This window comes from Saccharothrix sp. NBAS 001, assembly GCF_056640475.1.
Genome location: NZ_CM153251.1, coordinates 9077112 through 9101338 on the forward strand (window position 1 = coordinate 9077112; position 24227 = coordinate 9101338).

The following is a 24227-nucleotide window of genomic DNA, read 5'->3' on the forward strand; positions in this document are numbered from 1 at the left end:
GGGAGTCGTGAATCGGGTGGCCTCGGACACGTCCGGGCCACCCGATTTGCATATCGGGGTAACCCCGGCGTAGAGTTCGTATTACCGACGCGGGGTGGAGCAGCTCGGTAGCTCGCTGGGCTCATAACCCAGAGGTCGCAGGTTCAAATCCTGTCCCCGCTACAAAGTGGGAGAGCCCTGTCTGCGCAGAACGCAGACGGGGCTTTTTCGCATTTCACATTGGGGGCGCGGCCCCCAAACCCCGCGCAGGGCGGGCTTTGCCCCCCTGCACCCCCCTGGCTGGGTGCGGGCTGTTAGGGGGTGGTCGCCCGATGGCTGTGAGGATTTGGTCGGCCAGGGCTGTGAGGGTGTGGTCGCCCGATGGTCGTGAGGGTGTCGTTGGCCGGTGGCTGTGGAGGTTTGGTCGGCCCGGCGGTTGTGGGGGTGTGGTCGGCCCGGTGGCTGTGAGGGTGTCGTCGCCCTGAGGCCGTGGAGGCGGGGTCGGCCTGCGGCTGTGTGTGTGGTCGTCGGTGGCTGGGTGCGGGGTGATCCTGTGGTGGCTGCGGGGGTGTGGGTCGGCCTGTAGGTGAGTGGCTGGTGGCTGGGTGTGTGGGGCGATCCGGTGGGTGGTCGTCTGGGGGTGTGGGGGGTCTGGGGATTGGGGGGCTGGGGATGAGGACTTGGGGGGTGTGGGAAAGGGGTTTGGGGTGTGTGTATAGTTGGGTTTACCGACGCGGGGTGGAGCAGCTCGGTAGCTCGCTGGGCTCATAACCCAGAGGTCGCAGGTTCAAATCCTGTCCCCGCTACAAAGTGGAAAGCCCTGTCTGCATCGTGCAGGCAGGGCTTTTTCGTGTGCCTTGGGGGGCGATTTGGGGATTGGGGGGCGGGGGTGTACTGTTGGGTTCAGCGACGCGGGGTGGAGCAGCTCGGTAGCTCGCTGGGCTCATAACCCAGAGGTCGCAGGTTCAAATCCTGTCCCCGCTACGGTGCGAAGGCCCTCTCTTCAGGTGAAGAGAGGGCCTTCTGCGTTGGGTCAGGTCATGTTCTCCGCCCAGTACTGGGCGCAGACCAGGGAACAGACCCTGCCCTCGCCGGCCACGGTGCGGTGCCGGCGGATCTGCTTGCCGCACACCATGCACTCGTCCTTGCCGGCCTGGTCGGGGAGCGAGCCGCTGGCCCACGCCCTGGCGCTCTTCACGACCTTGGCGTCCATCCACTTGCCCACCACAACACCTCCCACGAAACCCGCCTACGTGGAGTGATGATCCCAGCACTGGTGGTATCCGCCAGACCAGAGGGTGCATATCACCGGGTTGTGCTAAGCCAAGGGGGCTGGAACAAGAGCAACAGAGCGGCCAGTCACGGCCGGTGGCCGTTCGGGTGAACGCAAAAGTGCGGCTTCCCTTGCGTGGCAATGCGTTTCCAGGCGAGGTGGATACTTTTGGTCAAGCGGCCGAAAGCGTGGCGTTGATCAGCTTCCGGTCACGGAACGGAGCTTCTCGTTGCTCCGCTTGGCCCAGCTCCACTAGGCCGTGATCAGCCACTGTGGACAGAACGGCTGACCATTGTGGACAGCCGCACCTGAAAGTGGCACCGTTGGTGTTGTGTCGGACCTGAACGCGACTGCCGCCGCCCTGCTGGGGCTGCTGCACGACGGACCCAAGACCGGTGGCCAGCTGGTGGCTGAGGCCGGGGAGCGCTTCGGTGCGTTCTTCAGCGTCACCCGCAGCCAGGTCTACCGCGAGCTGCCCGCGTTGGCTGACGCGGGTCTGCTGCGCCTCGGAAAGCAGGGCCCACGCTCCAGCCAGCAGTACGTCCTGACGGCCGCCGGCAAGCGGGCCTTCAAGAACTGGCTGCTGTCCGAGCCCGGCCCCGATCACCTGCGCAGCCCGTTGATCCTCCGGTTGGTGCACGCCGGCTCGTTGACCGCCAAGCAGCGCCAGGCGCTGGTGGACGCGGCACGGGCCGGTTACGGCGCCGACCAGGAGGCCGCCAAGACCGCGGTGAAGACCGCGGAAGACGCCTACGCCAAGGCGGTCGCCGAGTTCGCGCTCGCGCACGCCAAGGCAGTGCTCAAGCTGCTGGACGCCATCCCCACGGCCTGAGGAAGCGCCGACCGGTCGCACTCCGCGACCGGTCCTGGCGTAATCTTCTGCCGTGAACCCGGACGTCGAAGCAGACATCAAGGACCTCTCCGCCACGCTCTCCAGCATCGAGGCGGTGATGGACCTCGCTTCACTGCGCGCCCAGGTCGCGGAGCTGGAGGAGGCTGCGGCCCGACCGGACCTGTGGGACGACCAGGAGCAGGCCCAGCGGGTCACCAGCCAGCTCTCGCACAAACAGGGCGAGCTGCGCCGCGTGGTCGCGCTGCGCGACCGCCTCGACGACCTCACGGTGCTCTACGAGCTGGCCGAGGACGAGGGTGACGAGGGCAGCCTCGCCGAGGCCGACACCGAGCACGGCAAGCTGCGTGAGGAGATCTCCTCGCTGGAGGTCCGCACGCTGCTGTCCGGCGAGTACGACGAGCGCAACGCGCTGGTCACCATCCGCGCCGAGGCCGGCGGCGTCGACGCGGCGGACTTCGCCGAGATGCTGCTGCGGATGTACTCGCGCTGGGCCGAACGCCACGGCTACCCCGTGGACGTGTTCGACACCTCTTACGCGGAAGAGGCGGGCATCAAGTCCGCGACGTTCCGCATCACCGCCCCCTACGCGTACGGCACGCTGAGTGTCGAGCAGGGCACGCACCGGCTGGTGCGCATCTCGCCGTTCGACAACCAGGGCCGCCGGCAGACGTCGTTCGCGGGCGTCGAGGTGGTGCCGGTGGTCGAGCAGACCGACCACGTCGACATCGACGAGAAGGACCTGCGGGTCGACGTGTACCGGTCGTCCGGCCCCGGCGGCCAGGGCGTCAACACGACCGACTCGGCGGTGCGCCTCACGCACATCCCGACCGGCATCGTGGTGTCCTGCCAGAACGAGCGCTCCCAGCTGCAGAACAAGGCCACCGCGATGGCGGTCCTCCAGGCGAAGCTGCTGGAGCGCCAGCGGCAGGAGGAGCAGGCCAAGATGGACGCACTGAAGGACTCCGGCTCCAGCTGGGGCAACCAGATGCGCTCTTACGTCCTGCACCCCTACCAGATGGTCAAGGACCTGCGCACGGAGCACGAGGTGGGCAACCCCTCGGCGGTGCTCGACGGCGAGATCGACGACTTCCTGGAAGCCGGCATCCGGTGGCGCAAGCAGCAGGCGTAGTCCGTTCGTGATCGGTCAAGCCTTCGCCGCGCGCGGTTTCGCCGGGCGAGACGAAGGCTTTACCCAGGCCACGGGTAGACTCCCCCGTCGTGATTCGACTCGAACACGTGTCCAAGGTCTACAAGACCTCCACGCGCCCCGCGCTCGACAATGTCTCGGTCGAGATGGACAAGGGTGAGTTCGTGTTCCTGATCGGACCCTCGGGGTCCGGCAAATCCACGTTCCTGCGGCTCCTGCTCCGGGAGGAAGTCCCGAGCAAGGGCCGCGTGTACGTGTCGAACTTCGACGTGGCCAAGATGTCCCGGCGCCGGGTCCCCCGCCTGCGCCAGTCCATCGGCTGCGTGTTCCAGGACTTCCGGCTGCTGTCCAACAAGACGGTGGCCGAGAACGTCGCGTTCGCGCTGGAGGTCATCGGCAAGCCGCGCAACACCATCGTCAAGGTGGTGCCCGAGGTGCTGCAGCTGGTGGGCCTCGACGGCAAGGCGGACCGGATGCCGCACGAGCTGTCCGGCGGCGAGCAGCAGCGGGTGGCGATCGCCCGCGCGTTCGTGAACCGGCCGCTGGTGCTGCTCGCCGACGAGCCGACCGGAAACCTGGACCCCGACACCAGCCAGGACATCATGCTGCTGCTGGAGCGGATCAACCGCACCGGCACGACCGTGCTGATGGCCACCCACGACCACAACATCGTCGACTCGATGCGCCGCCGGGTGGTCGAACTCGACCACGGTCGGATCATCCGCGACGACGCGCGGGGCGTCTACGGCGTGGGCCGTTAAGACACCCCCTCAACCCCCGACCCTGAGGAACGTTCCCCCCGATGCGTACCAGCTTCGTGTTCAGCGAGGTCGTCACCGGTCTGCGCCGGAACGTCACGATGACCATCGCGATGATCCTCACGACCGCGATCTCGCTCGGCCTGCTCGGCGGTGGTCTGCTCATCGTCCGCATGGTCGACAAGATGCAGGACAACTACCAGAGCAAGCTGGAAGTCTCGGTCCTGCTGACCAACGACGTCAGCGCGACCGACAAGGACTGCGCGCAGCAGCCGTGCGCGGGCCTGCGCAGCGCCCTGGAGACCACGTCCGGGGTGGACTCGGTGGTCTACGAGAACCGCGAGAAGGGCTACGAGCGGTTCAAGCAGATCTTCGAGGCGCAGCCGGAGCTGGTGAAGCTGGCCCGTCCGGAGGCCATCCCGGCCACGTTCCGGGTCAAGCTGGAGGACCCGGCGCGGGCGAGCGTGATCGTGCAGGCGTTCACCGGCAAGGCGGGCGTGAAGGCGGTCAACGACCAGGGCGAGTTCCTCAGCAGGCTGCTGGACGTGTTCAACGGGCTGCGCAACATCGTGCTCGGGCTGGCGCTGATCCAGGCGCTGGCGGCGCTGCTGCTGATCTCCAACACCATCCAGGTGTCGGCGTTCACCCGGCGCACCGAGGTCGGCATCATGCGCCTGGTGGGCGCGACGCGCTGGTACACGCAGCTGCCGTTCCTCATCGAGGCGGTGGTGGCCGGCGTGATCGGCGCGGTGGTCGGCGTGGGCGGGTTGGCGCTGATGGTGTGGGGTGTGACCAGGGTGTCGGGTGACCTGTTCAGCTCCCAGATCCTGCCACCGATGGGGCTGCTCGACGTCGTGATCATCTCACCGATGCTGCTGGGCGTGGCGGTCTTCATCTCGGCGTTGACCGGGTACGTGACACTGCGCCTGTACGTGCGGCTCTAGCCCGAAAACGACTGGCGGGTTCACGTAAGGTTTTCGGCATGGTCAAGGAACGCGGTCAGAAGGTGATCGCGTCGAACCGCAAGGCTCGGCACGACTACACCATCCTCGACACCTTCGAAGCGGGTGTCGTGCTCGTCGGCACGGAGGTCAAGAGCCTGCGCATGGGCCGGGCGTCCCTCGTGGACGCTTTCGGCCAGGTCGACGACGGCGAGGTGTGGCTGCACGCCCTGCACATCCCGGAGTACGTGGCGGGCACGTGGACCAACCACGAGGTCCGCCGCAAGCGCAAGCTGCTGCTGCACCGCAAGGAGATCGAGCGGCTGATCGGCAAGACCAAGGAGAGCGGTCTGTCGCTGATCCCGTTGCAGATGTACTTCAAGGACGGGTACGTCAAGGTCGAGTTGGCGCTGGCGCGCGGCAAGAAGGCGTACGACAAGCGGCAGGACATCGCCAAGCGGGACGCCCAGCGCGACATCCAGAAGGCGTACGGGCGCGCGTTGAAGGGTCGTCGCTGACCTTGTACGAGTACGGGCTGGTGGACATGCACGTCCACTTCATGCCCGAGCGGGTGTTGGCGAAGGTGTGGTCCTACTTCGACGCCGCCGGCGCGCACTACGGCGTCGAGTGGCCGATCCGGTACCGGCTGTCCGAAGTGGAGCGGCTGGCCGCGCTGCGGTCGTTCGGGGTCACGGCGTTCGCGCCCCTGGTGTACCCGCACAAGCCCGGCATGGCGGAGTGGCTGACGTCCTGGGCGGTGGAGTTCGCGGCGCGCACCGAGGGCGCCGTGCCCACCGCGACGCTGTTCCCCGAGCCCGGCGTCGCCGGCTACCTGGAACGGGCGCTGGAGGCCGGCGTGCGGTGCGTGAAGGCGCACGTCCAAGTCGGCGGGTACGACCCGCGTGACCCGGAGCTGGACGCGGCGTGGGGGCTGCTGGCGTCGGTCGGGGTGCCCGTGGTGGTGCACTGCGGGCACGGGCCGGTGGCCGGGGCGTTCACCGGGCTGGACGTCTTCGAGGACGTGCTGCGAAGGCACCCCCGGCTGGTGGCGGTGCTCGCGCACGCCGGGATGCCCGACTACGCGGGGGCGCTGGACCTGGTCCGGCGTTACCCGGCGGTGCACCTGGACACCACGATGGTGGGGGTGCCGTTCTCCGAGGCGCGGGCCGCGCTGCCCGCCGACTGGGCGGCCCGCCTGGTGGACGTGACCGACCGGGTGGTGTTGGGGACGGACTTCCCCAACATCCCCTACGAGTACGGCGTCCAACTGGCGGCCATCGAGTCGTGGGCCGCGGCGGACGACCGGTTGGGGTCGGCGTTCCTGCGCGCGGTGCTGCACGACAACCCGTCCCGGTTGCTGGGGATCAGCCCAGGTTGAGGAACGCCAGCACGGCCCGCACCCGGCGGTGCTCGGAGTTGCTGGGCTCCAGGCCGAGCTTGGCGAAGATGTTGCCGACGTGCTTCTCCACCGCGCCGTCGGAGACCACCAGCGACTTGGCGATGGCGGCGTTGGACAGGCCCTGCGCCATCAGGCCCAGCACCTCGCGTTCGCGCTGGGTCAGCGAGTCGACCGGGTTGCGCTTGCTGCGGACCATCAGCTGGGTGATGACCTCGTGGTCGATGCTGGTGCCGCCCTCGGCCACCCGGCGCACCGCCGCCACGAACTCCGAGACGTCCGCGACGCGTTCCTTGAGCAGGTAGCCGACCCCGCTCGCGCCGCCCGCGAGCAGCTCCACGGCGTAGCGCTCCTCCACGTACTGGGAGAGCACCAGGACCGGGAGGTTCGGCACCCTCTTGCGGGCCTCGATGGCCGCCCGCAGGCCCTCGTCGGTGAAGCTCGGGGGCATCCGCACGTCCACGATCGCCAGGTCCGGCCGGTGCTCCTCGACGGCGGTCAGCAGGGCTTCGCCGTCCTCCACGGCCGCGACCGTCTCGATGCCCTCGTCGGCGAGCAGGCGTTCCACGCCCACCCGGAGCAGCACCGAATCCTCGGCGATCACCACGCGCACGGCAGCTCCGTCCGGATAACGGTCGGTCCCCCGACGGGACTGACCACCACGACCACGCCGTCAATGGTCGCAGCCCGGTCCGCCAAGCCCGCCAGCCCTCCTCCCGGACGGATCTGCGCGCCGCCGTGACCGTTGTCGGTCACCTCGACGACCACGGAGTTCTCGGTGCGGGTGACGTGCACCGCGGCCTGGGTCGCGCCCGCGTGCTTGGCGATGTTGGTCAGCGCCTCGGCCACGGTGAAGTACGCGGCGCTCTCCACCGCCGTCGGCGGGCGCGGCTCGACGTCCACGGTCACGTCGACCGGGATGGGGCACTTCGCGGCCAGCGACGACAGGGCCGGGTCCAGACCTCGGTCGCCCAGGACGCTGGGGTAGATGCCGCGCGCCAGGTCGCGCAGTTCGGAGATGGCCAGCTTGGCGTCGGCGTGCGCCTCGGCGATCAGCTCGGCGGCGGCCTCGGGGTCGGACTCCAGCTTGCCCCGGGCGCGGCCCAGGCCCATCGCGACGGCCACCAGGCGCTGCTGCGCGCCGTCGTGCAGGTCGCGCTCGATGCGCCGGCGCTCGGCCTCGGCGGCTTCCACGCCGCGGGCGCGGCTGGCCGACAGCCGGTCGGTCTCGGCCTCCAGGAAGCTCGTGCGCGACGGGCCGAGCAGGGCCTGCGCGAGCGTGCCGTGCACCCGGCCGGTGGCCTTGACCAGCGGCAGGACCAGCAGGCCGAGCAGGACGCCGACGACGGTGACCGGGAGGGCCTTGGTGAACGAGTCGATCAGCCACACCGAGTTGCCCAGCGAGATCTCGAAGTTGCGCGGCAGCCACTGCCAGTACAGCGGGAAGAAGGTCAGCGACAGCACGGTCGGCCACAGGACCACCACCATGGCGAACTCGACCACGCCCAGCGGGAGCATGATCAGCCAGTAGGAGAAGTCCCGCCAGGTGGCCGGGTCGGTCATCATCGCCTTGGTCTTGACGAAGAGGTTGCCCTCCGGGATCGCCCGGTACGGCCGGCGGATGTCGACGTCGAGCATCGTGCGCACCCACGACCGTTCCAGGGCCGACGCGCCGCGGGCCAGGACCAGGGTCAGCGCCAGCAGCGGGAAGCCGACCCAGATCACCATGGTGCCCATGCTGACCGCGAACAGCGGCACCAGCAGGCAGAACCAGAAGAGCCCGGTGACCAGGTTCAGCAGGAAGTACCCGCTGGTCCGTGCGATGTCCGGGTTGGCCCGCGCTGTCATGTTCCCCACCTTCACGCCCGATGTACCGCGACCAGCATCACCCGTCGGGGGCGCCGGAACCATCAGGTCGACCGGCGTCCGGGAGGTGGGGCCAGCCCTACCCGAGCTTATTGGGAATGAGGTCCGGGTCCGGAGGCGTTATGCTGTGCGGACGCAGTACCCGACCAGGGGGTGAACGGTTTCGACTTTGTGCGTTGATTCAAGGGAAGCGTGCCGGTGCAGGCGAGAGACCACCGTAAGCGTCATCGCAAACCAATAAGCGCCGAGTCTAACGACCAGGCCGCTTACTCCCTCGCCGCCTGAGGCTAGGAGAGTGAGCTGTCAGCCCGGGGGTGCCTCCGCTCCGGATGCTGGCATCAGCAAGGAGGCTCACCTCCGTTCCCGGTCACGGGGAACGGTCGGGACACCCACAGTGACTGGGCCCGTCACAGCGACTCGTCAGCGTGATCGCGGGGGCCGAGCAGAGGCGTAGCTGACTGCGCACGGAGAAGCCTTGATGAGCCGGCAGAGGACCCGGGTTCGATTCCCGGCACCTCCACAGTGACCAGCGGGCGCCCACCGACCAGGTGGGCGCCCGCGGTCGTTCCCGGGGGTCTGCGGCGTGGCCGGTGGACCGGAGCCCGGCGACGGCGGCCGACGTCCCGAGAACGGCCAGGCGTGAAGAGTTGTTCGTGCCCTTCGCGGTCAGCGGCGGGCCGGTGGTGCCGTCATCGGGTCTTCCGGCCACCGGTGCTTCGGGTAGCGCCCGCGCAGTTCCGACCGGACCTTCGGGTAGCCCGTCCGCCAGAACGACGCCAGGTCGCCGGTCACGGCCGTCGGGCGGCCCGCCGGCGACAGCAGGTGCAGCACGACGGGCACCCGGCCGTCGGCCACCCGCGGGGTGTCCGTCCAGCCGAACACCTCCTGCACCTTGACCGCGAGCACCGGGTCGTGGCCGGAGTAGTCGATCCGGATCCGCGACCCGGACGGGACCTGCAGGCGGTCCGGCGCGAGGTCGTCGAACCTGGTCGCGGCGGGCCACGGCAGCAGCAGGCGGGCCACCTGCCCGCCGCTGATCCTGGCCAGGTCGGCCCGCCTGCGGGCGGTGCCCAGGTCGACCACGGCGATGAGCGCCTCGTCGTCGGGCTCCGGCCACGGCTCGCCCAGCACGCGGTGCAGGAACGCCAGGCGCTCGCGGGTGCGCAGGCCGTCCTGGTCCCACCGGAGCAGGCCCACGCCCTCGGCGCGCAGACCGGCCAGCAGCGCGGTCCGGGCCGCTTCGGGGCCGCGCAACGGCTTGGCGGACAACGTGATCGCGCCCAGCTTGAGCCGGCGCTCGGCGACCACGTCACCGTCCCAGCCGATCTCGTCCTGCTCGGTGAGCAACGTCGGCGCGGCCTGCCGCGCGAGTTCCTCCGAGGCGCGGGCGGCCAGTCTGATGCGGCCGTGGGTGCGGCCCGGCTCGCGGTCCGCGACCGCCACGGCCAGCCACTCCGCGTCCGACAGCGGGCCGGGCGGGAGTTCGGCGGCGGTGCCGCCGGCCATCAGGTAGACCGGCGAGCCGGGGGAACGCCGACGTGCCAGGCGTTCGGGGTGGGCGAGGGCGACGACGAGGGCCTGCGCGTCCGGGTGCGCGCGCTCCTCGCCGTCCACCAGCTTGGCCAGCCGGCGCACCTCGCGCCGGTCCGCCCGGCCCGCTTCGAGTTCCACGCCGTCCGCCGCGCGGTCGGCGTCGAGCAGCACGACCACCTCGGCGGCGGTGCGGGGGCCGACCAGCCTCGCGCCGTCGAGCAGCGCGCGGGCCAGGCGCGGGTGCAGGCCCAGGTCCGCCATGCGCCGGCCTCGGTCGGTGATGCCCTTGCCGTCCAGCGCGCCCAGCGCGGTGAGGGTGGTGTGCGCGACGTCGAGCGCGCCCGCCGGCGGGGCGTCCCACCAGTCCAGGCCCGCGCCGGACGGCGTGCCCCAGCAGGCCAGTTCCAGCGCCAGCCGGGTCAGGTCGGCGGTGCGGATCTCGGGCTCCGGGTAGCGCGGCAGGGTGCTGTGCTCGTGCTCCGGCCAGCAGCGGTAGACGTGGCCGGGCGCCTCGCGGCCGGCCCGTCCGGCGCGCTGGTCGGCCACCGCGGCGCTGACCCGGACGGTGGCCAGGCCCGCCAGTCCACGCCGGTGGTCCACCCTCGGCACGCGGGACAGGCCCGAGTCGACCACCGCGCGCACGCCGGGCACGGTCAGGCTCGACTCGGCGATCGAGGTCGCCAGCACGACCCGGCGGCGCGGGCCGGGCTTGAGGGCGGCGTCCTGGGTCGCGGAGGCCAGCCGGCCGTGCAGCTGGACCACGTCCACATCGGACAGCAGCGCGGCGCAGCGCCGGATCTCGGCCACACCGGGCAGGAACGCCAGCACGTCACCGTCCACTTCGGACAGTGCGCGGCGGACGGCCCTGGCCACCTGCGCCTCGGTGCGCTCGTTGCGCAGCGGCGGCAGGTGGGTGGTGGTGACCGGGTGGGTGCGCGCCTCGACGCGGATGACCGGCGCGTCGCCCAGCAGCGCGGCCAGCCGGTCGGCGGCGACCGTCGCCGAGGTGGCCAGCAGGCGCAGGTCCGGGCGCAGCGCCCCACGCGCGTCGAGCAGCAGGGCCAGCAGCAGGTCGGCGTCGAGGTGGCGCTCGTGGCACTCGTCCAGCAGGACCGTGCCGACGCCCCGGAGTTCCGGGTCGTGCTGCAACCGGCGCACCAGCAGGCCGGAGGTGACCACCTCGATCCGGGTGTCCTTCGACGTCCGGCGGTCGCCGCGCACCGCGTAGCCCACCGTCCGGCCGACCGGTTCGCCCAGCAGGCTCGCCATCCGCGCGGCGGCGGCGCGGGCGGCGATCCGGCGGGGTTCGGCGACCACCACGCGGCCCTCCAGCGCGAGCGGCACGAGGGTCGTCTTGCCGGTGCCGGGCGGGGCGACCAGGACCGTCGTGCCGTGCGCGGACAGCGTGCGCACCAGCTCGTCCAAAACCCCGGTGATCGGCAGTTCCACGGGGGCCAGTGTGCCAATGTGGGGCCATGGGGAAATGGGGAGTCCTCGGCGCGGCGGTGGCGGCCGCGCGGGCGGCGCGGACGGTGCGGACGTGGCAGCGGGTGCGGAAGCTGCCGGAGGTGGGCGTCGACGGCGGCACGGTGGCCGTCGTGGTGCCCGCGCGGGACGAAGCGGCGAACATCGACCGGTGCCTGCGCGGGCTGCGCGCGCAGGACTACCCGGCGCTGCGGATCGTGGTCGTGGACGACGCGTCGCGGGACGGCACCGCCGACCTCGTGCGCCGGCACGCCGAGCAGGACCCGAGGGTCGAACTCGTGGTGAGCGGCGGCCCGCCGGCCGGGTGGGCGGGCAAGGTGCACGCGCTGCACCTGGGCGTGGAGCGGACCGAGTCGGACTGGCTGCTGTTCGTCGACGCCGACACCGAGGCCGCGCCCGACCTCGTGGGGCGGCTGCTGGCCGCGGCCGAGCGGGACGACGTCGACCTGGTGTCCACCTCTGGGCGCTCGACCACCGCGAACGCCGGGTGGTGGCTGCTGCTGCCGGCCACCAGCGCGCTGCTGCTGGAGAGCACGTCCGTCGACGGGTCGCGCGGCAAGGCGCTGGCCGTCGGGCACTGCGTCCTGGTCAGCCGCACGGCCTACGACCAGGCGGGCGGCTGGCGGGCGATCGCCGGGACGCGCGCGGACGACGTGGGCTTCGCCACGCTGATCCGGGACTCGGGCGGGCGGACCCGGTACGTGGACGGGGCGGACTCGCTGACCACCTCCGGGCTGGCGACGTTCGGCGAGACCTACCGGTCGGTGCGCAAGAGCGTGGTCGCGGGCACCTCCGAGTTCGCGGGCGGTCCGGCGGCGGCGTCGCTGGTGCTGGGCGTCTCGGGCGTGGCCCAGGTGCTGTACGGGCTGGTGCCGGTGGTCACGGCGGCGCGCGGCTCGAAGCGCGGGCTGGCGGCGTGGCTGGCGCACTCGGTGGCCAACTGGGTGTACCTGCGGCGGTCGCGGCAGCCCGGCGCGGCGGCCGTGCTGGGACCGCTGGCGTCGGCGGCGCTCGGCGTGCTGATGCTCGACGCGGCGTGGCGGGCGCTGCGCGGCGGGGCGACCTGGAAGGGCCGTGACGTGCGAGGCTGAGCACGTGGTCGATCCGCTGCACGACCCCGATGACCCCGAACTGCTCGACCCGTACCGGGCCCGCGAACTGGCCGGCCTGGTGGAGGCGGCGCGGCTGGCGTCCGGCGCGGTCCGGTACGGCAAGGTCGGCCGGGTCGGGTGCGCCCACGTCGTGGTGAACCGGGACAACCCGCTGCCGCTGGGCAACCACGCGTGCGCGGTCGACGGGTCGTCCGCCGAGGTCGCGGGCACGCTGTTGCGACTGGAGCAAACGTTTGCGGACGTGGGGCGGGCGGAGGCCGTGGTGTACGCCTCGCCGACCACCGTCGCGGAGATCGAGGGCATCGCCGACGACGCCGGCTGGTACGCGGTCGAGGAGTCGCTGGCCATCGTGCACCGGGGGCCGGTGGCCTCGGAGGGGGCGCGCCGGGAGTCTTCGGGCGTGCGCGCGGCGGTGGACGCGGACCTGCCCGGCGTGGCCGCGCTGCTCGCCGACGACCTGGGCGCGGAGCCCCGGCGGCTCGCCCGGCACCTGGGGCAGCGGCTGGACGACCCGCGCTGCGTGTTCGTGGTGGTGGACGACGGGGAGCGGCTCGCCGGGTTCGCGTCCGGGTTCGCCGAACGCCGGGTCGGCCTGGTCGAGCACGTCGTGGTGCGGCCCGCGCGGCGGCGGCGCGGCGTGGGGACGGCCCTGGTGCACGGCGCGGTCGCCGCGTTGCGCGACCAGGGCGCGCTGCTGGTCGCCGCGCACGTCGCCGAAGGGGGCGCGGGGGAGCGGTTCGCGGAGGCGTGCGGATTCGAAACCGGTTATCCCGTAACGGCTTATGCACGCAGAGTTGACGAGCTGCTGGATTGAGTGTTCCACGGTTCTTCCGCATATCCTTAGCACAGCTAACAGAGAGCGGAGGGCGCTGTGCCGGGGAACGACGTGCGGTCCACACCCCGGCTACCCGGCGAGGTGTGGGTGCTGGTGGTGGCGAGCTTCATCATCGCCATCGGCTTCGGGATCGTCGCGCCCGTGCTGCCCGCCTACGCCAAGAGCTTCGACGTCGGCACCTTCGCGGTCTCCGCCATCGTCAGTGCGTTCGCGCTGGTCAGGCTGCTTTTCGCGCCGGTCAGCGGACGGCTGGTCAGCCGGTTCGGGGAGACCCGGACCTACGTCGTAGGCATCCTCATCGTGGCCCTGGGCACCGCCGCGTGCGGGTTCGCCACCGCCTACTGGCAGCTGATCGTCTTCCGCTCGTTCGCCGGCGTCGGCTCCACCATGTTCACCGTCGCCGCGGTCGGCCTGCTCATCCGGATCACGCCCGCGCCGATGCGCGGCCGGGCCTCCGGGCTGTGGGCGACCGGCTTCCTGCTGGGCAACATCGCCGGTCCGATCATCGGCGCGGCCCTCGCCGAGATCTCCATCCGCGTGCCGTTCGTCACCTACGCCGCCGCGCTGGTGCTCGCCGCGGCCGTCGTCTGGTGGTTCCTGCGCCGCTCGACGCTGGCCGCGCTGGACCCCAACACCCAGCAGGTCACGCTCACCGTGACGCAGGCGCTCGGGTCGCCCGCCTACCGCGCCGCGCTGGCGTCCGGGTTCGCGAACGGCTGGGCGGTGTTCGGCGTGCGGATCTCGCTGGTGCCGCTGTTCGTCGTGGAGGCGCTCAACGGCAGCCCCGCGCTGGCCGGCATCTCGCTGTCGGTGTTCGCGGTCGGCAACGCGGCCGTGCTGATGGTGTCCGGCAAGCTCTCCGACACCATCGGGCGCAAGCCCATGGCCATGTCCGGGCTCGCCGTGTCCGCGGTCGGCACGATCTGGCTCGGGTTCACCACCGGCGTCCCGTGGTTCATGGTCGCGTCGCTGGTCGCGGGCGTCGGTGCGGGCCTGCTCAACCCGCCGCAGAACGCCGTGGTCGCGGACGTGATCGGGACCAAGGCCAAGGGCGGGCCGGTGCTCGCCGCGTTCCAGATGGTCGCCGACTGCGGTGCCATCATCGGGCCGCTGCTGGCGGGCGTGCTGGTCGACCACGTCTCCTACAGCGCGGCCTTCACCCTTACGGGCGTAATCATGATCATCGCCCTGGTGGTCTGGGTGTTCGCGCCCGAGACCCTGCCGCGCGACCCGTCGTCGCACGTCGCCGAGGTCGTCGCGAACGAATCCGGGTGCCTGGACGAGGGACCCGAGGTGCCCACCGGCGAACGGCTCGCGGGCCGGCCCCGTCAACCGGACGCATGAGCACTCAGGTTCCACTCAGCATCTCTCGGTAACCTGCGGCGGCAGGTGACCGGAAGGGATCGACGACGTGGGTGGCGCTGAGCGCAACGCTCGGAAGAAGAAGCAGGAGCAGCAGGCCGCGAAGGCGGTGGCCGCGGCACGGGGCGCAAAGGGCGACCAGAGCAAGGTGATCATCGGCGTCGTGGTCGTCGTCGTGCTCGCGCTGGTCGTGGTCGGCGGCGTCATCTGGTCCAAGTCGGGTTCCTCCACCGACGCGCTCACCCCGCCGGACAACGTCGCCGGCGTGTCCGCGCCGATCAAGCGCGAGGGCGGTGTCGTGGTGGTCGGCCAGGACACCGCGAAGGCCACCATCGACCTGTACGAGGACTTCCTCTGCCCGGCCTGCGGGCAGTTCAAGAAGATCTACGGCGCGCAGATCAAGGACGAGATCGAGAAGGGCACGCTGCGGGTCCGCTACCACGCGCTGCCGTTCCTGATCCGGATGTCCAGCCCCGAGGGCTACTCCAAGGACGCCGCCAACGCCGCGCTGTGCGCCGCCGACCAGGGCAAGTTCTGGCAGTACCACGAGTCGCTGTTCGCCAAGCAGCCCGAGGAGGGCGGCCCCGGCTACACCAAGCAGGAGCTGGTGCAGCTCGGGAACGACCTGGGCATCACCGACCCGGCGTTCAAGACCTGCGTCGACGGCGACACCCACGTCGCGGACGCGCAGGCCGAGCTGGACAAGGCGCGCGCCACGTCGTACTTCAAGGGCACGCCCACCGTCGCGAAGGACGACCAGCCGGTCGACTTCGGCGACAAGGACTGGCTGACCAAGCTGGTCGAGTAAACCCGCCGGGCCTGGTCGAACAGGCCCCGGCGGCCCCCTAGAGCAAACCGGCGACCGGCGGTTGGCCCTCGTTCCAACGGGCCAACCGTCGTGCTTTGCCCGTCTCCGTGCGCGGCACGGTCCCGTCCGGGGCGACGACGACCTTGCACGTGACGCCGAGCCGTTCGCGCAGCGCGCCGGTCAGGTCGTCGGCGAGCGCGTCGTCCGCCGAGCCCTCGACCACCACCCACAGCTCGGGGCGGGCGCGGCGGTCCTCCACGATCAGGTAGTGCGGCCCCACCCGCGGGTCGGCCAGGACCACGCTCTCGATCTCGGTGGGGAACACGTTGACCCCGCGCACCACGAGCATGTCGTCCCGCCGTCCCAGCACCTTGCTCATCCGGCGCAGCGTGCGCGGACTGCCGTCGACCGGGCCGGCCAACGTCGCCACGTCACCGGTCCGGTAGCGCAGCAACGGCATCCCGGTCTTGGTGAGCGTGGTGAAGACCAGTTCACCCGGCGTGCCGTCCGGGACCGGGTCGCCGTCGAGGTCGACCGCCTCCACGAAGAAGTGGTCCTCCGCGACGTTCAACATCCCTTCCGAATCAAGGGATTCACACGCCACACCGGGCCCGATGATCTCCGACAGCCCGTAGATGTCGAGCGCGGTCAACCCGAGCAGCGACTGGAGCTGCTCGCGCATCCCGTCCGTCCACGGCTCGGCCCCGAACACCCCGACCCGGAACGAAGGCTCAACCCCGTTGTGCCGCAACGCCTCACCGAGGTGGACGGCGTAAGAAGGCGTGCAGCACAACACGTCCGGCCGCAGATCTGCGATCAACCGGACCTGCCGCTCCGTCATGCCACCGGACAACGGGATGACCGTGGCCCCCAGCCGCATCCCCCCGTGATGCACCCCGAGCCCACCGGTGAACAGCCCGTACCCGTACGCGTTGTGGATCCGACTGCGCGAAGTGGCCCCGGCCCCGCCGAGCGCCCGAGCCATGACCGAAGCCCAGACGTCGACGTCGTGGGCGGTGTAGGAAATCAACGTGGGCCGCCCACCGGTCCCCGACGACCCGTGAATGCAGACGATCCGGTCGTCGACCTGGAACCCGTCGGGGTAGTTCTCCCAAAGGTCCTGCTTGGTCACGAACGGCAACCGCCACAAATCCCCCAACGACACATCGCCACTCCCCGACACCCCCACCCCCGCAACCGCTCCGCCTGCACCCCGCCGGCCCCCAACAGCCGCCCCACCAACCCCCGCAGCCGCCGCTCCTGCACCTCACGACGAACCGAGGGCAGCACACCCTCGGCATCCGGCTCGACCAACGACGCGACACCCATGCACCCCGGTCTAGCAGCCCGAACGCCCCGCCGGTACCCCCGATTTCCATCCGCCGGGCCTGATGTTGTACGGTATTGCCACACGAGAGCGGCGGCCCTGGCCACCGGGAAACGTGCAAGCACGGGGCTGTGGCGCAGCTGGTAGCGCATCACACTGGCAGTGTGAGGGTCAGGGGTTCGAGTCCCCTCAGCTCCACCAAATGAATACTTGCACGAAAAGGTGGAATCCGGTAATCCGGGTTCCACCTTTTCGTTGTGTGTGATGTTGGCCGATTGGGGCAGTCGGAAGACCGGGACCATGCGGCCCGGTCCGGTTGTTTTGATCTTGACTACGAAGGTCCCCACGAGGGCTTTGCGTTGGTTGGGGTTGCCTGCGTGGAGTACTTGGATGATGTGTTGTCGGACGTCGTCCAGTGTGGCCGCGTCGGGCATGGCGGGTTCGTTCTCCAGCTCCTCGGCGAGTTCGGCGCGGACGGTCCTGAGTTCGGCGGTGACGGTGTCGTGGTTGGACTCGTGGACCTGTGGGCTGTTGTGACGGCGTCGCGCATGAGGTCGTGGTAGCTGCCGTAGAAGGTGGCCATCCCGCCGAGTAGCGAGGTGTCGGCCAGGACTGCGTCGAACAGTGCCGGGAACTTGCCGTCACGGTCGCGGATCAGGAACCGCACGGAGTCGCCTGCGTCTCCGAGGTCCACAACGAGGTTCCTGGCGGCTTGGGCGACCCGGGAGGCGGTCGGGTGCGTGGTGGCGCCGAGAACGCGGATCCACCGGTTGCTGTGCTCGATGACCGCGCGGAAGTACAGGCGGGCCCGTTCAACGTGCGGGTCTCTAGGAAGGCGCTGTTCAATAGCGCGTTGGCTTGCGAGCGGAGGAAGGCCGAACAGGTCGCCAAGGTGCGCTCTGGAACCGAGTCGATCCCGGCGTCCTTGGAAGATCTGCCAGACGGTGTAGGCGGCGACCTTGACGCCGAGTGCGAGCAGTTCGCCGTGGACGCGGCGGTAGCCCCAGGTGGGATTTCCGCGTGTCAGGCACAGCACCAGGAGTCGGATGGAGCAGCGGACACGATGTGGGTCGATCTGCACGGCCGATTCACGATCTTGGTCACGAGGTGTTCAGTGGTCGTGCGGTGGTCGACCGTGGCCTCGTGGTGGCGTTCGCGCTGGTCTTCGCGATCCTCTTCGTAGTCGGGGGTGCTCGGTGACCCCGGAGGTGCGGATCGCGCCTGCCATGGCGGCGTGGTGTACGCCATGATCGGAATGGTGATCAGCGTCGTCACCGTGGTCGTCACCGTGCGAGGTGTGTGTGCTGCCAGTTGACGCTGACGGCGCGAGCAGCACTTCAGGGTTCGCGTGGTCGGTCGTAGGGAGAAGTTCGTTCGCTGGACTGCTGTGACGCAGTCGGCTGGTGACCTTTTACCTCGGTGGGTGAGAACCCAAGGGCGGGGAGGATGAGCCGATTGATCTCGGTCTGAGTGGTGCCGGAGTCGGAGCGCTTCACCGTTTGGGTCTGTGCTGCCGACGAGGTGATCGCCGACAACTGCTCTGCCGAACGCCTCGGCGGTCTCGGTGGCTCGGGCAATTGGGCCTGTCTGGGCGCTTTCGGTGGCCGTGGTGGCTGTCGATGGTTGGCTTCCTTGTAAACGGAACCCCAATGGTCTCGGGCGGCTGTCGGCGGGCGCGTAGGGCTGCGTTGCCGCTGAAGGGGGTCAGCCCGCTGCCAGTGGCACATGTGTAGGAGGCGGCGAAGTACGTTCAGTAGCAGGGAGCTTTCCAAGGGAACTTGGTGCGGGTGTGCCTGGCGAGGTTGAGGGTCATGTCGGTGGGGTGGATGGGCCGGCTGGGGGAAAGCGGTCCGGGTCGTGCGTGTGGCGCGGGGCGTCGTGGTGGGCTGGTTCGGGTCGAGCAGGTTCTTTTGCGGTGTCGGGCCGCAGGATTGCGGAACGGGGTGGTTTCTGTGGGGGAGGGGCGTTCCGATCGGCGGTCGGCTGTTGTCGGTGGCGCGTACAGTACGGCGGCAGTCCGTTCGGAACACGTCTCACTCGAAAGGTGAACCGTGCTCGACGCGCGCAACCACCAGGGGAAGTTCGGCGCTGATTACATCCGGGTGCTCGCTTCCAGCGCGGGCCTCGTCTGGTCGGAGGACGACGTCGACCTCGACGGGGTCGACCTCTGCATCAAGATGCCCGGTCGTACTCCGCGTGGGTTCTCGCCGCGGATCGACGTGCAGGTCAAGACCGTCTCGACGCTCAACCCGCGGCACGGCGTGATCGACTTCCGGGGTCTGGACGAGGGGCAGTTCTCCAAGCTCGCGGGCGAGGGGTTCCTGGTTCCGCGCTACCTGTTCGTCGTCCACGTGCCGCCGCGCGCGGACCTCTACGCCGACCTCAGCACCTCCGGCCTGCTGCTGCGCCACATCGGCTACTACGTCTCCCTGCGTGACCACCGGCCGATCGACGTCCCCGACCGCCGGCGACGCACGAAGGTCGAAGTGCCCGTGGGCAACGTCCTCACGACAGCCGGCCTGCGCGATCTCGTCACCCACAGCACGCTCTTGCCGGCGGCCACGTGACGGCCTTGCCGCGGGTCGACCAGGTCGTCGACTACCTCGCCGCCAAGAGTTGGGGGATCACCGGCCACTGGCGTGGTGCCGACGTCTGGACCCGGCACGAGTTCGACGTCCTGGTGCCGGGCGACGACACCGCGGACGCGGGGGCGCGATTGCGCGATCTGCTCGCCTGCGTTGCCGACGCCGAGGAGCGCAGTGCGCGTTCCGTGGCTCGGGACATGGTCTTCCCGGAGTCCGACGTGGTCTCCTACCGCGTGACCCTGCCCGAGTTCGCCGCCGTTCCCCTCGGCGCGGGTCTGCGGGCGGTGAAGGCCGTGCGGGACCTGATCACCACCTGCGCCCGCGCGGCGGCCGACGACGTGCCTGGCGTCGACGCCCGGACGCCGGGTCGGCTGGTGGAGCGGACCTCCTTGTCGACCGCCGACGAGGGGTTCGGGTTCGACCTGTTCATCCCCGTCCACCACGACGCCGCGCCGCGGTTCGGCCGGGAGACGACGATGCGCCTGCTGCGCACGTCGAACGCCGCCCTGGCCGCCGGCTCGCGGACGGTCGACGGTCTCGTGGACGACGTGTCCTGGGCGTTGGCGGACCTCGCGGGTGAGCGCCGGGGGTCGCCGTTCGACCTCGCTTTCCACTGGGCCGCCGCGCTGCCCGCCGACCGGGAGGACACGTCCCTGCGCTTTCCGGGGGATTTCGGCGCGAAGGTCCGCGCACGACGGGAGAAAGCCGTTCCGGTCGACGTCCGGGGTGCCGTCCAGGGCCGGGTGACGCGCCTGGCCCACGACGGGGCACGCCGGGTGGTCACGATCCGGGGGACCTTCACGCTGGACGGGCGATCGGCCGGTCGGGAACGTGCCGTCCGCGTGCGGGTCGACGACCGGCGGACCTACCTCGCCGCGGTCGAGGCGCACGCCGCCGGACTCGTCGTCCGCGCGGAGGGGGCCGCCGAGGTCGTCGGCGCGAAGCACGGCATCGTGGTGGGGCCGGGTGGCTTCACCGTTGTCGATCGAGGACGCGGATGACCGCGGGAACGGAAACGGGGATGCCCGAGGAACGGCTGACCATGCGTGAGCGCGCCGCACTGCTGGTGCTGCTGGCGGAGGCCCGCGAGTTGACCAACGCCGAACTGCGGGAACTGGCCGGCTTCACCCTCGACGGTGCGTGCCGCCGCCGCCTCAACGACCTCGGGCTGGTGATCAGCACCAAATCCGGTCGCGCCTACGTGCACGACCTCACCGACGAAGGCGCTGTGCGGTGCCAGGCCGAGCTGTCCGCGCAACGGCCTCCCCGGGCCGGTTACGCCGGAGGAGCCCTCTACGTGCTGCTGGCCGGCCTGCGCCGCCACCTGGAGACCACCGGTGGATCGCTCGGCGGACTCTTCACCCCGGACCTGTGCCACCGGGTCGAGACCGCCTACCGCGTGCTGGCTCCCCGCCCCGGTGACGTGGTGGCGCTGCGGGCGCTGCGCGATCACCTCGACGACGTGCCGACCGACCGGCTCGACCAGGCGTTGACGGTCCTGGCGGACCGGCCCGACGTCCACCTGTGGGCGGAGGTCGACCAGAAGTCGCTCACCGACTCGGACCGGCAGGCCGCGTTGGTGCTGGGCGGCAGTCCCCGCCACACCCTGGTGATCGAGGCGGCCGGGTGAACGAGGAGCAACGCCACGCCCTGTCGTCGGTGCAGGTCGGCTGGGCGGTGACACCGGACGACATCTGGAGTCCGATGCACCACCACGTCGACGGCCTGCACCCGCGTGCCGTCGAGGGCATCACCCAGGCCGTCGCCGCTGCCGGACGACGGCCGCAGGTCAGCCCCATGGGCATCGTGCTGCGGGGCGAACGCGGCGTGGGCAAGACGCACATGCTCGGCTGGCTCCGGCAGCACGTGCAGCGGCAGGGTGGGGCGTTCTTCCTGCTCAAGCTCCTCGACGGCCACTCGTTCTGGGCGGGTGCGGTGCACGGCGTGGTCGGCGGCCTGCTCGACCGGCAGGGCGGACAGCTGGGCCGCCTGCTCGGCGAACTCGCCCGCCGCACCGGCCAGGACCGGGAAACGAGCATGCGCCTGACCGGCACCCTGCCGGTGCGCAGGCAGGACGTCGACGCCTTGATCGACGGCCTGCGCCCGCTCGACGCCCAGGTCGCCGTCGAGTGCCAGGACACCCTGCGGGCCCTGGTCCTGTACCGGGCGAAGGGCAAGGCGTGGGAAGCGGGCAACGCCTACCTCGTGCTGCCCGAGGGCGTCGAGGCCGCCGACCGGGCGGAGTGGGGGTTTCGCGGCCCGGCCCGTCCGCCGCAGTTGTTGCTCGGCGACCTGTCCAAGATCTTCGCGCTGGTCGGCCCGGTCGTCATGGCCGTCGACCAGGTCGACAGCGTCATCACCCAGTCCGCCGACGCGCCGGGGGAGGAGGCGCTGGTCGACCGCCTGGCCGACGGGCTCATGCGGGTGCGCGAGGAGACCCGGCGCACGATCGTGGTGGTCGCCTGCCTGCCGCGCTCGTGGGACCTCGTCGAGCACCACGCCGTCATCTCCGCGGCCGACCGGTTCCGCGTGCTCGACCTGCGCACCGCCATGCCCAGCGCGGCCGTGGCCACCGCCATCGTGGAGCGGCACCTGGCCGGCCTCTACGGCGAGATCGCGTTCACCCCGCCGCACGCGACCTGGCCCGTGCACCCGTTGGCGTTCGCCGGGCAGGACGTGGCCCACTGGACGCCCCGACGGCTCCTGCAACGCGTGGACGAGCACATCCGCCGGTGCCTCACTTACGACACCGTCGAGGAGCTGCGGGACTTCGCCGCCACCGCGGTCGAGCCGGCGGTCCCGCCCGCCGCGGTCTCCCGGGACGCGGACGAGCTGGACGCCCTGTTCGCCCGGCTGCGCGACGCCGCCGACATCCTCGCGCCCCTGGACCACCACCGGGAGGACGAGCGCATGCAGGCGCTGCTCGGCGCCGTCCTGCACTGCTTCGTGCTCGAACGGGGTGCCGACGGCCCCGCGTTGACCATCGACGCGGCGCGCGGCGGCAACCCGCCCCTGCACGCCCGGCTGCGCCTCACCGTCGACGAGGCCGGTGAGGGCGAGGTGCACTGGAGCTTCCGCGCCATCGCCCACCCCCACCCGCGCGCCGTGCTGGCGCGGCTCAAGTCCGCGCAACTGGAAGCGGACCTCCACCGGGGCAACGACAAGCGGCACCTGGTCGTGCTGCGCAACACGGCCTTCTCCGGCGGGCCCGCCACCACGGCGGCGCTGGAGGCGTTCCGCTCCGACGGGGGACTGGACCTGCCGATCGCCGAGAGCGACCTGCGCCTGTTCGCCGCCCTGGAGAAGATGCGCGACCAGTCGCCGCCGGGGTTCCTGCCGTGGCTGCTCGCCCGGCGTCCCGCGAGTTCCTCGCAGCTGCTGACGAGGGCGCTGGCCGACCTGGACCACTTCGCGGCGACGCCCGTGCCGCAGGTTCGCCACGACGACCCCGACCCGGCACCGGAGTGGCCGGGGGTCAGCGGCACGCTGTCCGACGCCACCGACGATCCGGTCATGCCGGCGGTGGAGGCCGACGCGCCGGGGCGTCCCACGGAGGTGGCACCGGAACCGGTCACCGACGAGCCGAGCGTGCGCCTGGGCACCGGCGTCGTCACCGGCCTGCCGTTCACCGTCCCGCTCGCCCTGCTGCGCAAGCACACCGTCGTCTTCGCCGGCAGCGGCTCGGGCAAGACCGTGCTGCTGCGCCGCCTGGTCGAGGAGGTCGCGCTCCAGGGCGTCTCCTCGATCCTCGTCGACACCAACAACGACCTCGCCCGGCTGGGCGACCCGTGGCCCTCCCCGCCCGCGCTCTGGGAGCCCGGCGACGCCGAACGCGCCGACCGCTACCTGCGCGAGACCGACGTGGTGGTCTGGACGCCCCGGCGCGAGGCGGGCCGGCCGCTCACCCTCGACCCGTTGCCCGGCTTCGACCGCGAGCCCGACGACCCGGACGAGTTCCGCACCGCGATCGACGCCGCCGTGGCGGGACTGGTGCCCCGCACCAACCTCGGTGGCCGCAAGGCCATCACCGGGCGGGCCGTGCTCACCGAGGCGCTCACGCGGTTCGTCCGGGGCGGGGGCGGTGAGCTGCGGGACTTCCTCGCGTTCCTGGCCGACCTGCCGCCCGGGGCCAGCACCGTGCGGGACGCCGTGCGCCTCGCCTCGGACATGGCGGACGGGCTGAAAGCCGAGATGATCAACGACCCGGTGTTCGGCGGCGCGGGCGAACGGCTGGACCCCGGCGTGCTGCTCACCCCTCCGCCCGGCAAGCGGGCGCGGGTGTCGGTGATCAGCTGCATCGGCCTGCCCAACGACGACCAGCGGCAGACGTTCGTCAACCAGCTCCAGCTCGCGCTGTTCTCGTGGATCAAGCACAACCCGGCCAGGGACCGGCCCCTCGGCGGGCTTTTCGTGCTGGACGAGGCCCAGACGTTCGTGTCCTCGCGCATCACGACCGCCTCCACCCAGAGCACGCTGACCCTGGCGTCGCAGGCACGCAAGTACGGGCTGGGCATGGTCTACGCGACGCAGGCGCCCAAGGCGCTGCACAACGTGGTCTCCGGCAACGCCGCGACCCAGTTCTTCGGCCTGCTCAACGCACCGGTCCAGATCCAGGCGGCCACCGACCTGGCACGCGCCAAGGGCGGTCGGATCGACGACGTCTCCCGGCTGCCCGCCGGTCAGTTCTACGGTGCCACCGAGGGCACCGGGCTGTCGAAGGTCCGGGTGCCGATGTGCTTGAGCCACCACCCGCCCACGGCGTTGGCGGAGGAGGAGGTCCTGGTGCGGGCGCAGGCGTCGGCGGTCGGTGTCGCGGACGGGCGCTGAACTCGCCTCCGGAAGGCCACTCCCGTGCGGCAGCCGCGAATCACGTGCAGGCGGTGGTGCGGAGCGGGTGGATTGTCGGTGGGGCTGGGTAGCGTCGGCGGCATGTCTGCTACTGCTGCGTCCGACGGTGGGGGCCGGGT

General features: G+C 71.0%; 21 protein-coding genes, 4 tRNA genes and 1 other RNA gene. 19 read left to right on the forward strand and 7 right to left on the reverse strand.

Going from position 1 to position 24227, the window contains the following annotated elements:
- The first annotated feature begins 88 nt into the window (after window positions 1-88).
- The 3 genes from AC0HI0_RS40665 to AC0HI0_RS40675 all read left to right on the forward strand — a co-directional run bounded on the left by AC0HI0_RS40665 (window position 89) and on the right by AC0HI0_RS40675 (window position 963).
- Window positions 89-162 (forward strand) — tRNA-Met (locus AC0HI0_RS40665).
- Between the two features lie 549 nt (window positions 163-711).
- Window positions 712-785 (forward strand) — tRNA-Met (locus tag AC0HI0_RS40670).
- A gap of 104 nt (window positions 786-889) precedes the next feature.
- Window positions 890-963: transfer RNA gene (locus AC0HI0_RS40675), tRNA-Met, on the forward strand.
- Window positions 964-1012: 49 nt separating this feature from the next.
- Here AC0HI0_RS40675 and AC0HI0_RS40680 read toward each other — a convergent pair.
- Window positions 1013-1204: a hypothetical protein gene (locus tag AC0HI0_RS40680; protein ID WP_480928780.1), complete on the reverse strand. Its 192-nt coding sequence runs from the start codon at window positions 1202-1204 to the stop codon at window positions 1013-1015.
- A gap of 379 nt (window positions 1205-1583) precedes the next feature.
- Between AC0HI0_RS40680 and AC0HI0_RS40685 the strand changes: the two genes are divergently transcribed.
- The 6 genes from AC0HI0_RS40685 to AC0HI0_RS40710 all read left to right on the forward strand — a co-directional run bounded on the left by AC0HI0_RS40685 (window position 1584) and on the right by AC0HI0_RS40710 (window position 6329).
- On the forward strand, window positions 1584-2084 hold the full coding sequence (locus AC0HI0_RS40685; RefSeq protein WP_480928781.1) for a PadR family transcriptional regulator: 501 nt from the start codon (window positions 1584-1586) through the stop codon (window positions 2082-2084).
- A 52-nt stretch (window positions 2085-2136) separates the two neighbouring features.
- Window positions 2137-3234 (forward strand): peptide chain release factor 2, encoded by a 1098-nt coding sequence (gene prfB, locus AC0HI0_RS40690; RefSeq protein WP_480928782.1) that lies wholly within the window; start codon window positions 2137-2139, stop codon window positions 3232-3234.
- 89 nt (window positions 3235-3323) lie between these two features.
- Window positions 3324-4013 (forward strand): cell division ATP-binding protein FtsE, encoded by a 690-nt coding sequence (gene ftsE / locus AC0HI0_RS40695; RefSeq protein ID WP_360943166.1) that lies wholly within the window; start codon window positions 3324-3326, stop codon window positions 4011-4013.
- 41 nt (window positions 4014-4054) lie between these two features.
- Entirely contained in the window at window positions 4055-4954 is a 900-nt protein-coding gene (gene ftsX / locus AC0HI0_RS40700) for a permease-like cell division protein FtsX (RefSeq protein ID WP_480928783.1), read from the forward strand.
- A gap of 38 nt (window positions 4955-4992) precedes the next feature.
- A complete protein-coding gene (smpB, locus tag AC0HI0_RS40705) occupies window positions 4993-5469 on the forward strand; it encodes an SsrA-binding protein SmpB (RefSeq protein ID WP_015098469.1) in 477 nt (158 codons plus the stop codon).
- A 2-nt stretch (window positions 5470-5471) separates the two neighbouring features.
- A complete protein-coding gene (locus AC0HI0_RS40710) occupies window positions 5472-6329 on the forward strand; it encodes an amidohydrolase family protein (protein WP_480928784.1) in 858 nt (285 codons plus the stop codon).
- On the opposite strand, the gene AC0HI0_RS40715 is transcribed toward AC0HI0_RS40710, so the two are convergent.
- On the reverse strand, window positions 6316-6960 hold the full coding sequence (locus AC0HI0_RS40715) for a response regulator transcription factor (protein WP_480928785.1): 645 nt from the start codon (window positions 6958-6960) through the stop codon (window positions 6316-6318). The genes AC0HI0_RS40710 and AC0HI0_RS40715 overlap by 14 nt on opposite strands.
- Window positions 6948-8195: a sensor histidine kinase gene (locus AC0HI0_RS40720; protein ID WP_480928786.1), complete on the reverse strand. Its 1248-nt coding sequence runs from the start codon at window positions 8193-8195 to the stop codon at window positions 6948-6950. Before AC0HI0_RS40720 ends, AC0HI0_RS40715 begins: the two co-directional genes overlap by 13 nt.
- Before the next feature lie 167 nt (window positions 8196-8362).
- Between AC0HI0_RS40720 and ssrA the strand changes: the two genes are divergently transcribed.
- Window positions 8363-8736, forward strand: a transfer-messenger RNA (tmRNA) gene (ssrA, locus tag AC0HI0_RS40725).
- A 143-nt stretch (window positions 8737-8879) separates the two neighbouring features.
- On the opposite strand, the gene hrpB is transcribed toward ssrA, so the two are convergent.
- Window positions 8880-11204, reverse strand: coding sequence for an ATP-dependent helicase HrpB (hrpB, locus tag AC0HI0_RS40730; RefSeq protein ID WP_480934501.1), 2325 nt, complete (start codon window positions 11202-11204; stop codon window positions 8880-8882).
- A gap of 17 nt (window positions 11205-11221) precedes the next feature.
- On the opposite strand from hrpB, the gene AC0HI0_RS40735 reads away from it, so the two are divergent.
- The 4 genes from AC0HI0_RS40735 to AC0HI0_RS40750 all read left to right on the forward strand — a co-directional run bounded on the left by AC0HI0_RS40735 (window position 11222) and on the right by AC0HI0_RS40750 (window position 15348).
- Window positions 11222-12322, forward strand: coding sequence for a glycosyltransferase (locus AC0HI0_RS40735; protein ID WP_480928787.1), 1101 nt, complete (start codon window positions 11222-11224; stop codon window positions 12320-12322).
- A 4-nt stretch (window positions 12323-12326) separates the two neighbouring features.
- Window positions 12327-13157, forward strand: coding sequence for a GNAT family N-acetyltransferase (locus AC0HI0_RS40740; RefSeq protein ID WP_480928788.1), 831 nt, complete (start codon window positions 12327-12329; stop codon window positions 13155-13157).
- A gap of 57 nt (window positions 13158-13214) precedes the next feature.
- On the forward strand, window positions 13215-14522 hold the full coding sequence (locus AC0HI0_RS40745; protein ID WP_480928789.1) for an MFS transporter: 1308 nt from the start codon (window positions 13215-13217) through the stop codon (window positions 14520-14522).
- Between the two features lie 67 nt (window positions 14523-14589).
- A complete protein-coding gene (locus AC0HI0_RS40750) occupies window positions 14590-15348 on the forward strand; it encodes a DsbA family protein (protein ID WP_480928790.1) in 759 nt (252 codons plus the stop codon).
- A gap of 37 nt (window positions 15349-15385) precedes the next feature.
- Here AC0HI0_RS40750 and AC0HI0_RS40755 read toward each other — a convergent pair whose 3' ends face one another.
- Window positions 15386-16480 (reverse strand): phenylacetate--CoA ligase family protein, encoded by a 1095-nt coding sequence (locus tag AC0HI0_RS40755; RefSeq protein WP_480928791.1) that lies wholly within the window; start codon window positions 16478-16480, stop codon window positions 15386-15388.
- A gap of 320 nt (window positions 16481-16800) precedes the next feature.
- Here AC0HI0_RS40755 and AC0HI0_RS40760 point away from each other — a divergent pair.
- Window positions 16801-16876: transfer RNA gene (locus AC0HI0_RS40760), tRNA-Ala, on the forward strand.
- A gap of 130 nt (window positions 16877-17006) precedes the next feature.
- Here AC0HI0_RS40760 and AC0HI0_RS40765 read toward each other — a convergent pair.
- Both AC0HI0_RS40765 and AC0HI0_RS40770 read right to left on the reverse strand, forming a co-directional pair.
- Window positions 17007-17711, reverse strand: coding sequence for a hypothetical protein (locus AC0HI0_RS40765; protein WP_480928792.1), 705 nt, complete (start codon window positions 17709-17711; stop codon window positions 17007-17009).
- Window positions 17699-17962: a hypothetical protein gene (locus AC0HI0_RS40770; RefSeq protein ID WP_480928793.1), complete on the reverse strand. Its 264-nt coding sequence runs from the start codon at window positions 17960-17962 to the stop codon at window positions 17699-17701. The genes AC0HI0_RS40765 and AC0HI0_RS40770 overlap by 13 nt, the downstream gene beginning before the upstream one ends.
- Before the next feature lie 764 nt (window positions 17963-18726).
- On the opposite strand from AC0HI0_RS40770, the gene AC0HI0_RS40775 reads away from it, so the two are divergent.
- The 4 genes from AC0HI0_RS40775 to AC0HI0_RS40790 are packed head-to-tail and all read left to right on the forward strand — an operon-like array spanning window position 18727 to window position 24087.
- Window positions 18727-19242, forward strand: a complete 516-nt coding sequence (locus AC0HI0_RS40775; protein ID WP_480928794.1) for a DUF4365 domain-containing protein — start codon at window positions 18727-18729, stop codon at window positions 19240-19242.
- Entirely contained in the window at window positions 19239-20261 is a 1023-nt protein-coding gene (locus AC0HI0_RS40780; RefSeq protein WP_480928795.1) for a hypothetical protein, read from the forward strand. Before AC0HI0_RS40775 ends, AC0HI0_RS40780 begins: the two co-directional genes overlap by 4 nt.
- Window positions 20258-20890, forward strand: coding sequence for a hypothetical protein (locus AC0HI0_RS40785; RefSeq protein ID WP_480928796.1), 633 nt, complete (start codon window positions 20258-20260; stop codon window positions 20888-20890). Before AC0HI0_RS40780 ends, AC0HI0_RS40785 begins: the two co-directional genes overlap by 4 nt.
- Window positions 20887-24087, forward strand: a complete 3201-nt coding sequence (locus AC0HI0_RS40790) for an ATP-binding protein (protein ID WP_480928797.1) — start codon at window positions 20887-20889, stop codon at window positions 24085-24087. Before AC0HI0_RS40785 ends, AC0HI0_RS40790 begins: the two co-directional genes overlap by 4 nt.
- The last annotated feature ends 140 nt before the right edge of the window (window positions 24088-24227 follow it).

Bases quoted from the DNA above. Each gene is read 5' to 3' on its own strand.
- AC0HI0_RS40735 (WP_480928787.1), top strand. From the start codon at position 11,222: ATGGGGAAATGGGGAGTCCTCGGCGCGGCGGTGGCGGCCGCGCGGGCG.
- smpB (WP_015098469.1), top strand. From the start codon at position 4,993: ATGGTCAAGGAACGCGGTCAGAAGGTGATCGCGTCGAACCGCAAGGCT.
- ftsX (WP_480928783.1), top strand. From the start codon at position 4,055: ATGCGTACCAGCTTCGTGTTCAGCGAGGTCGTCACCGGTCTGCGCCGG.
- AC0HI0_RS40720 (WP_480928786.1), bottom strand. From the start codon at position 8,195: ATGACAGCGCGGGCCAACCCGGACATCGCACGGACCAGCGGGTACTTC.
- AC0HI0_RS40785 (WP_480928796.1), top strand. From the start codon at position 20,258: ATGACCGCGGGAACGGAAACGGGGATGCCCGAGGAACGGCTGACCATG.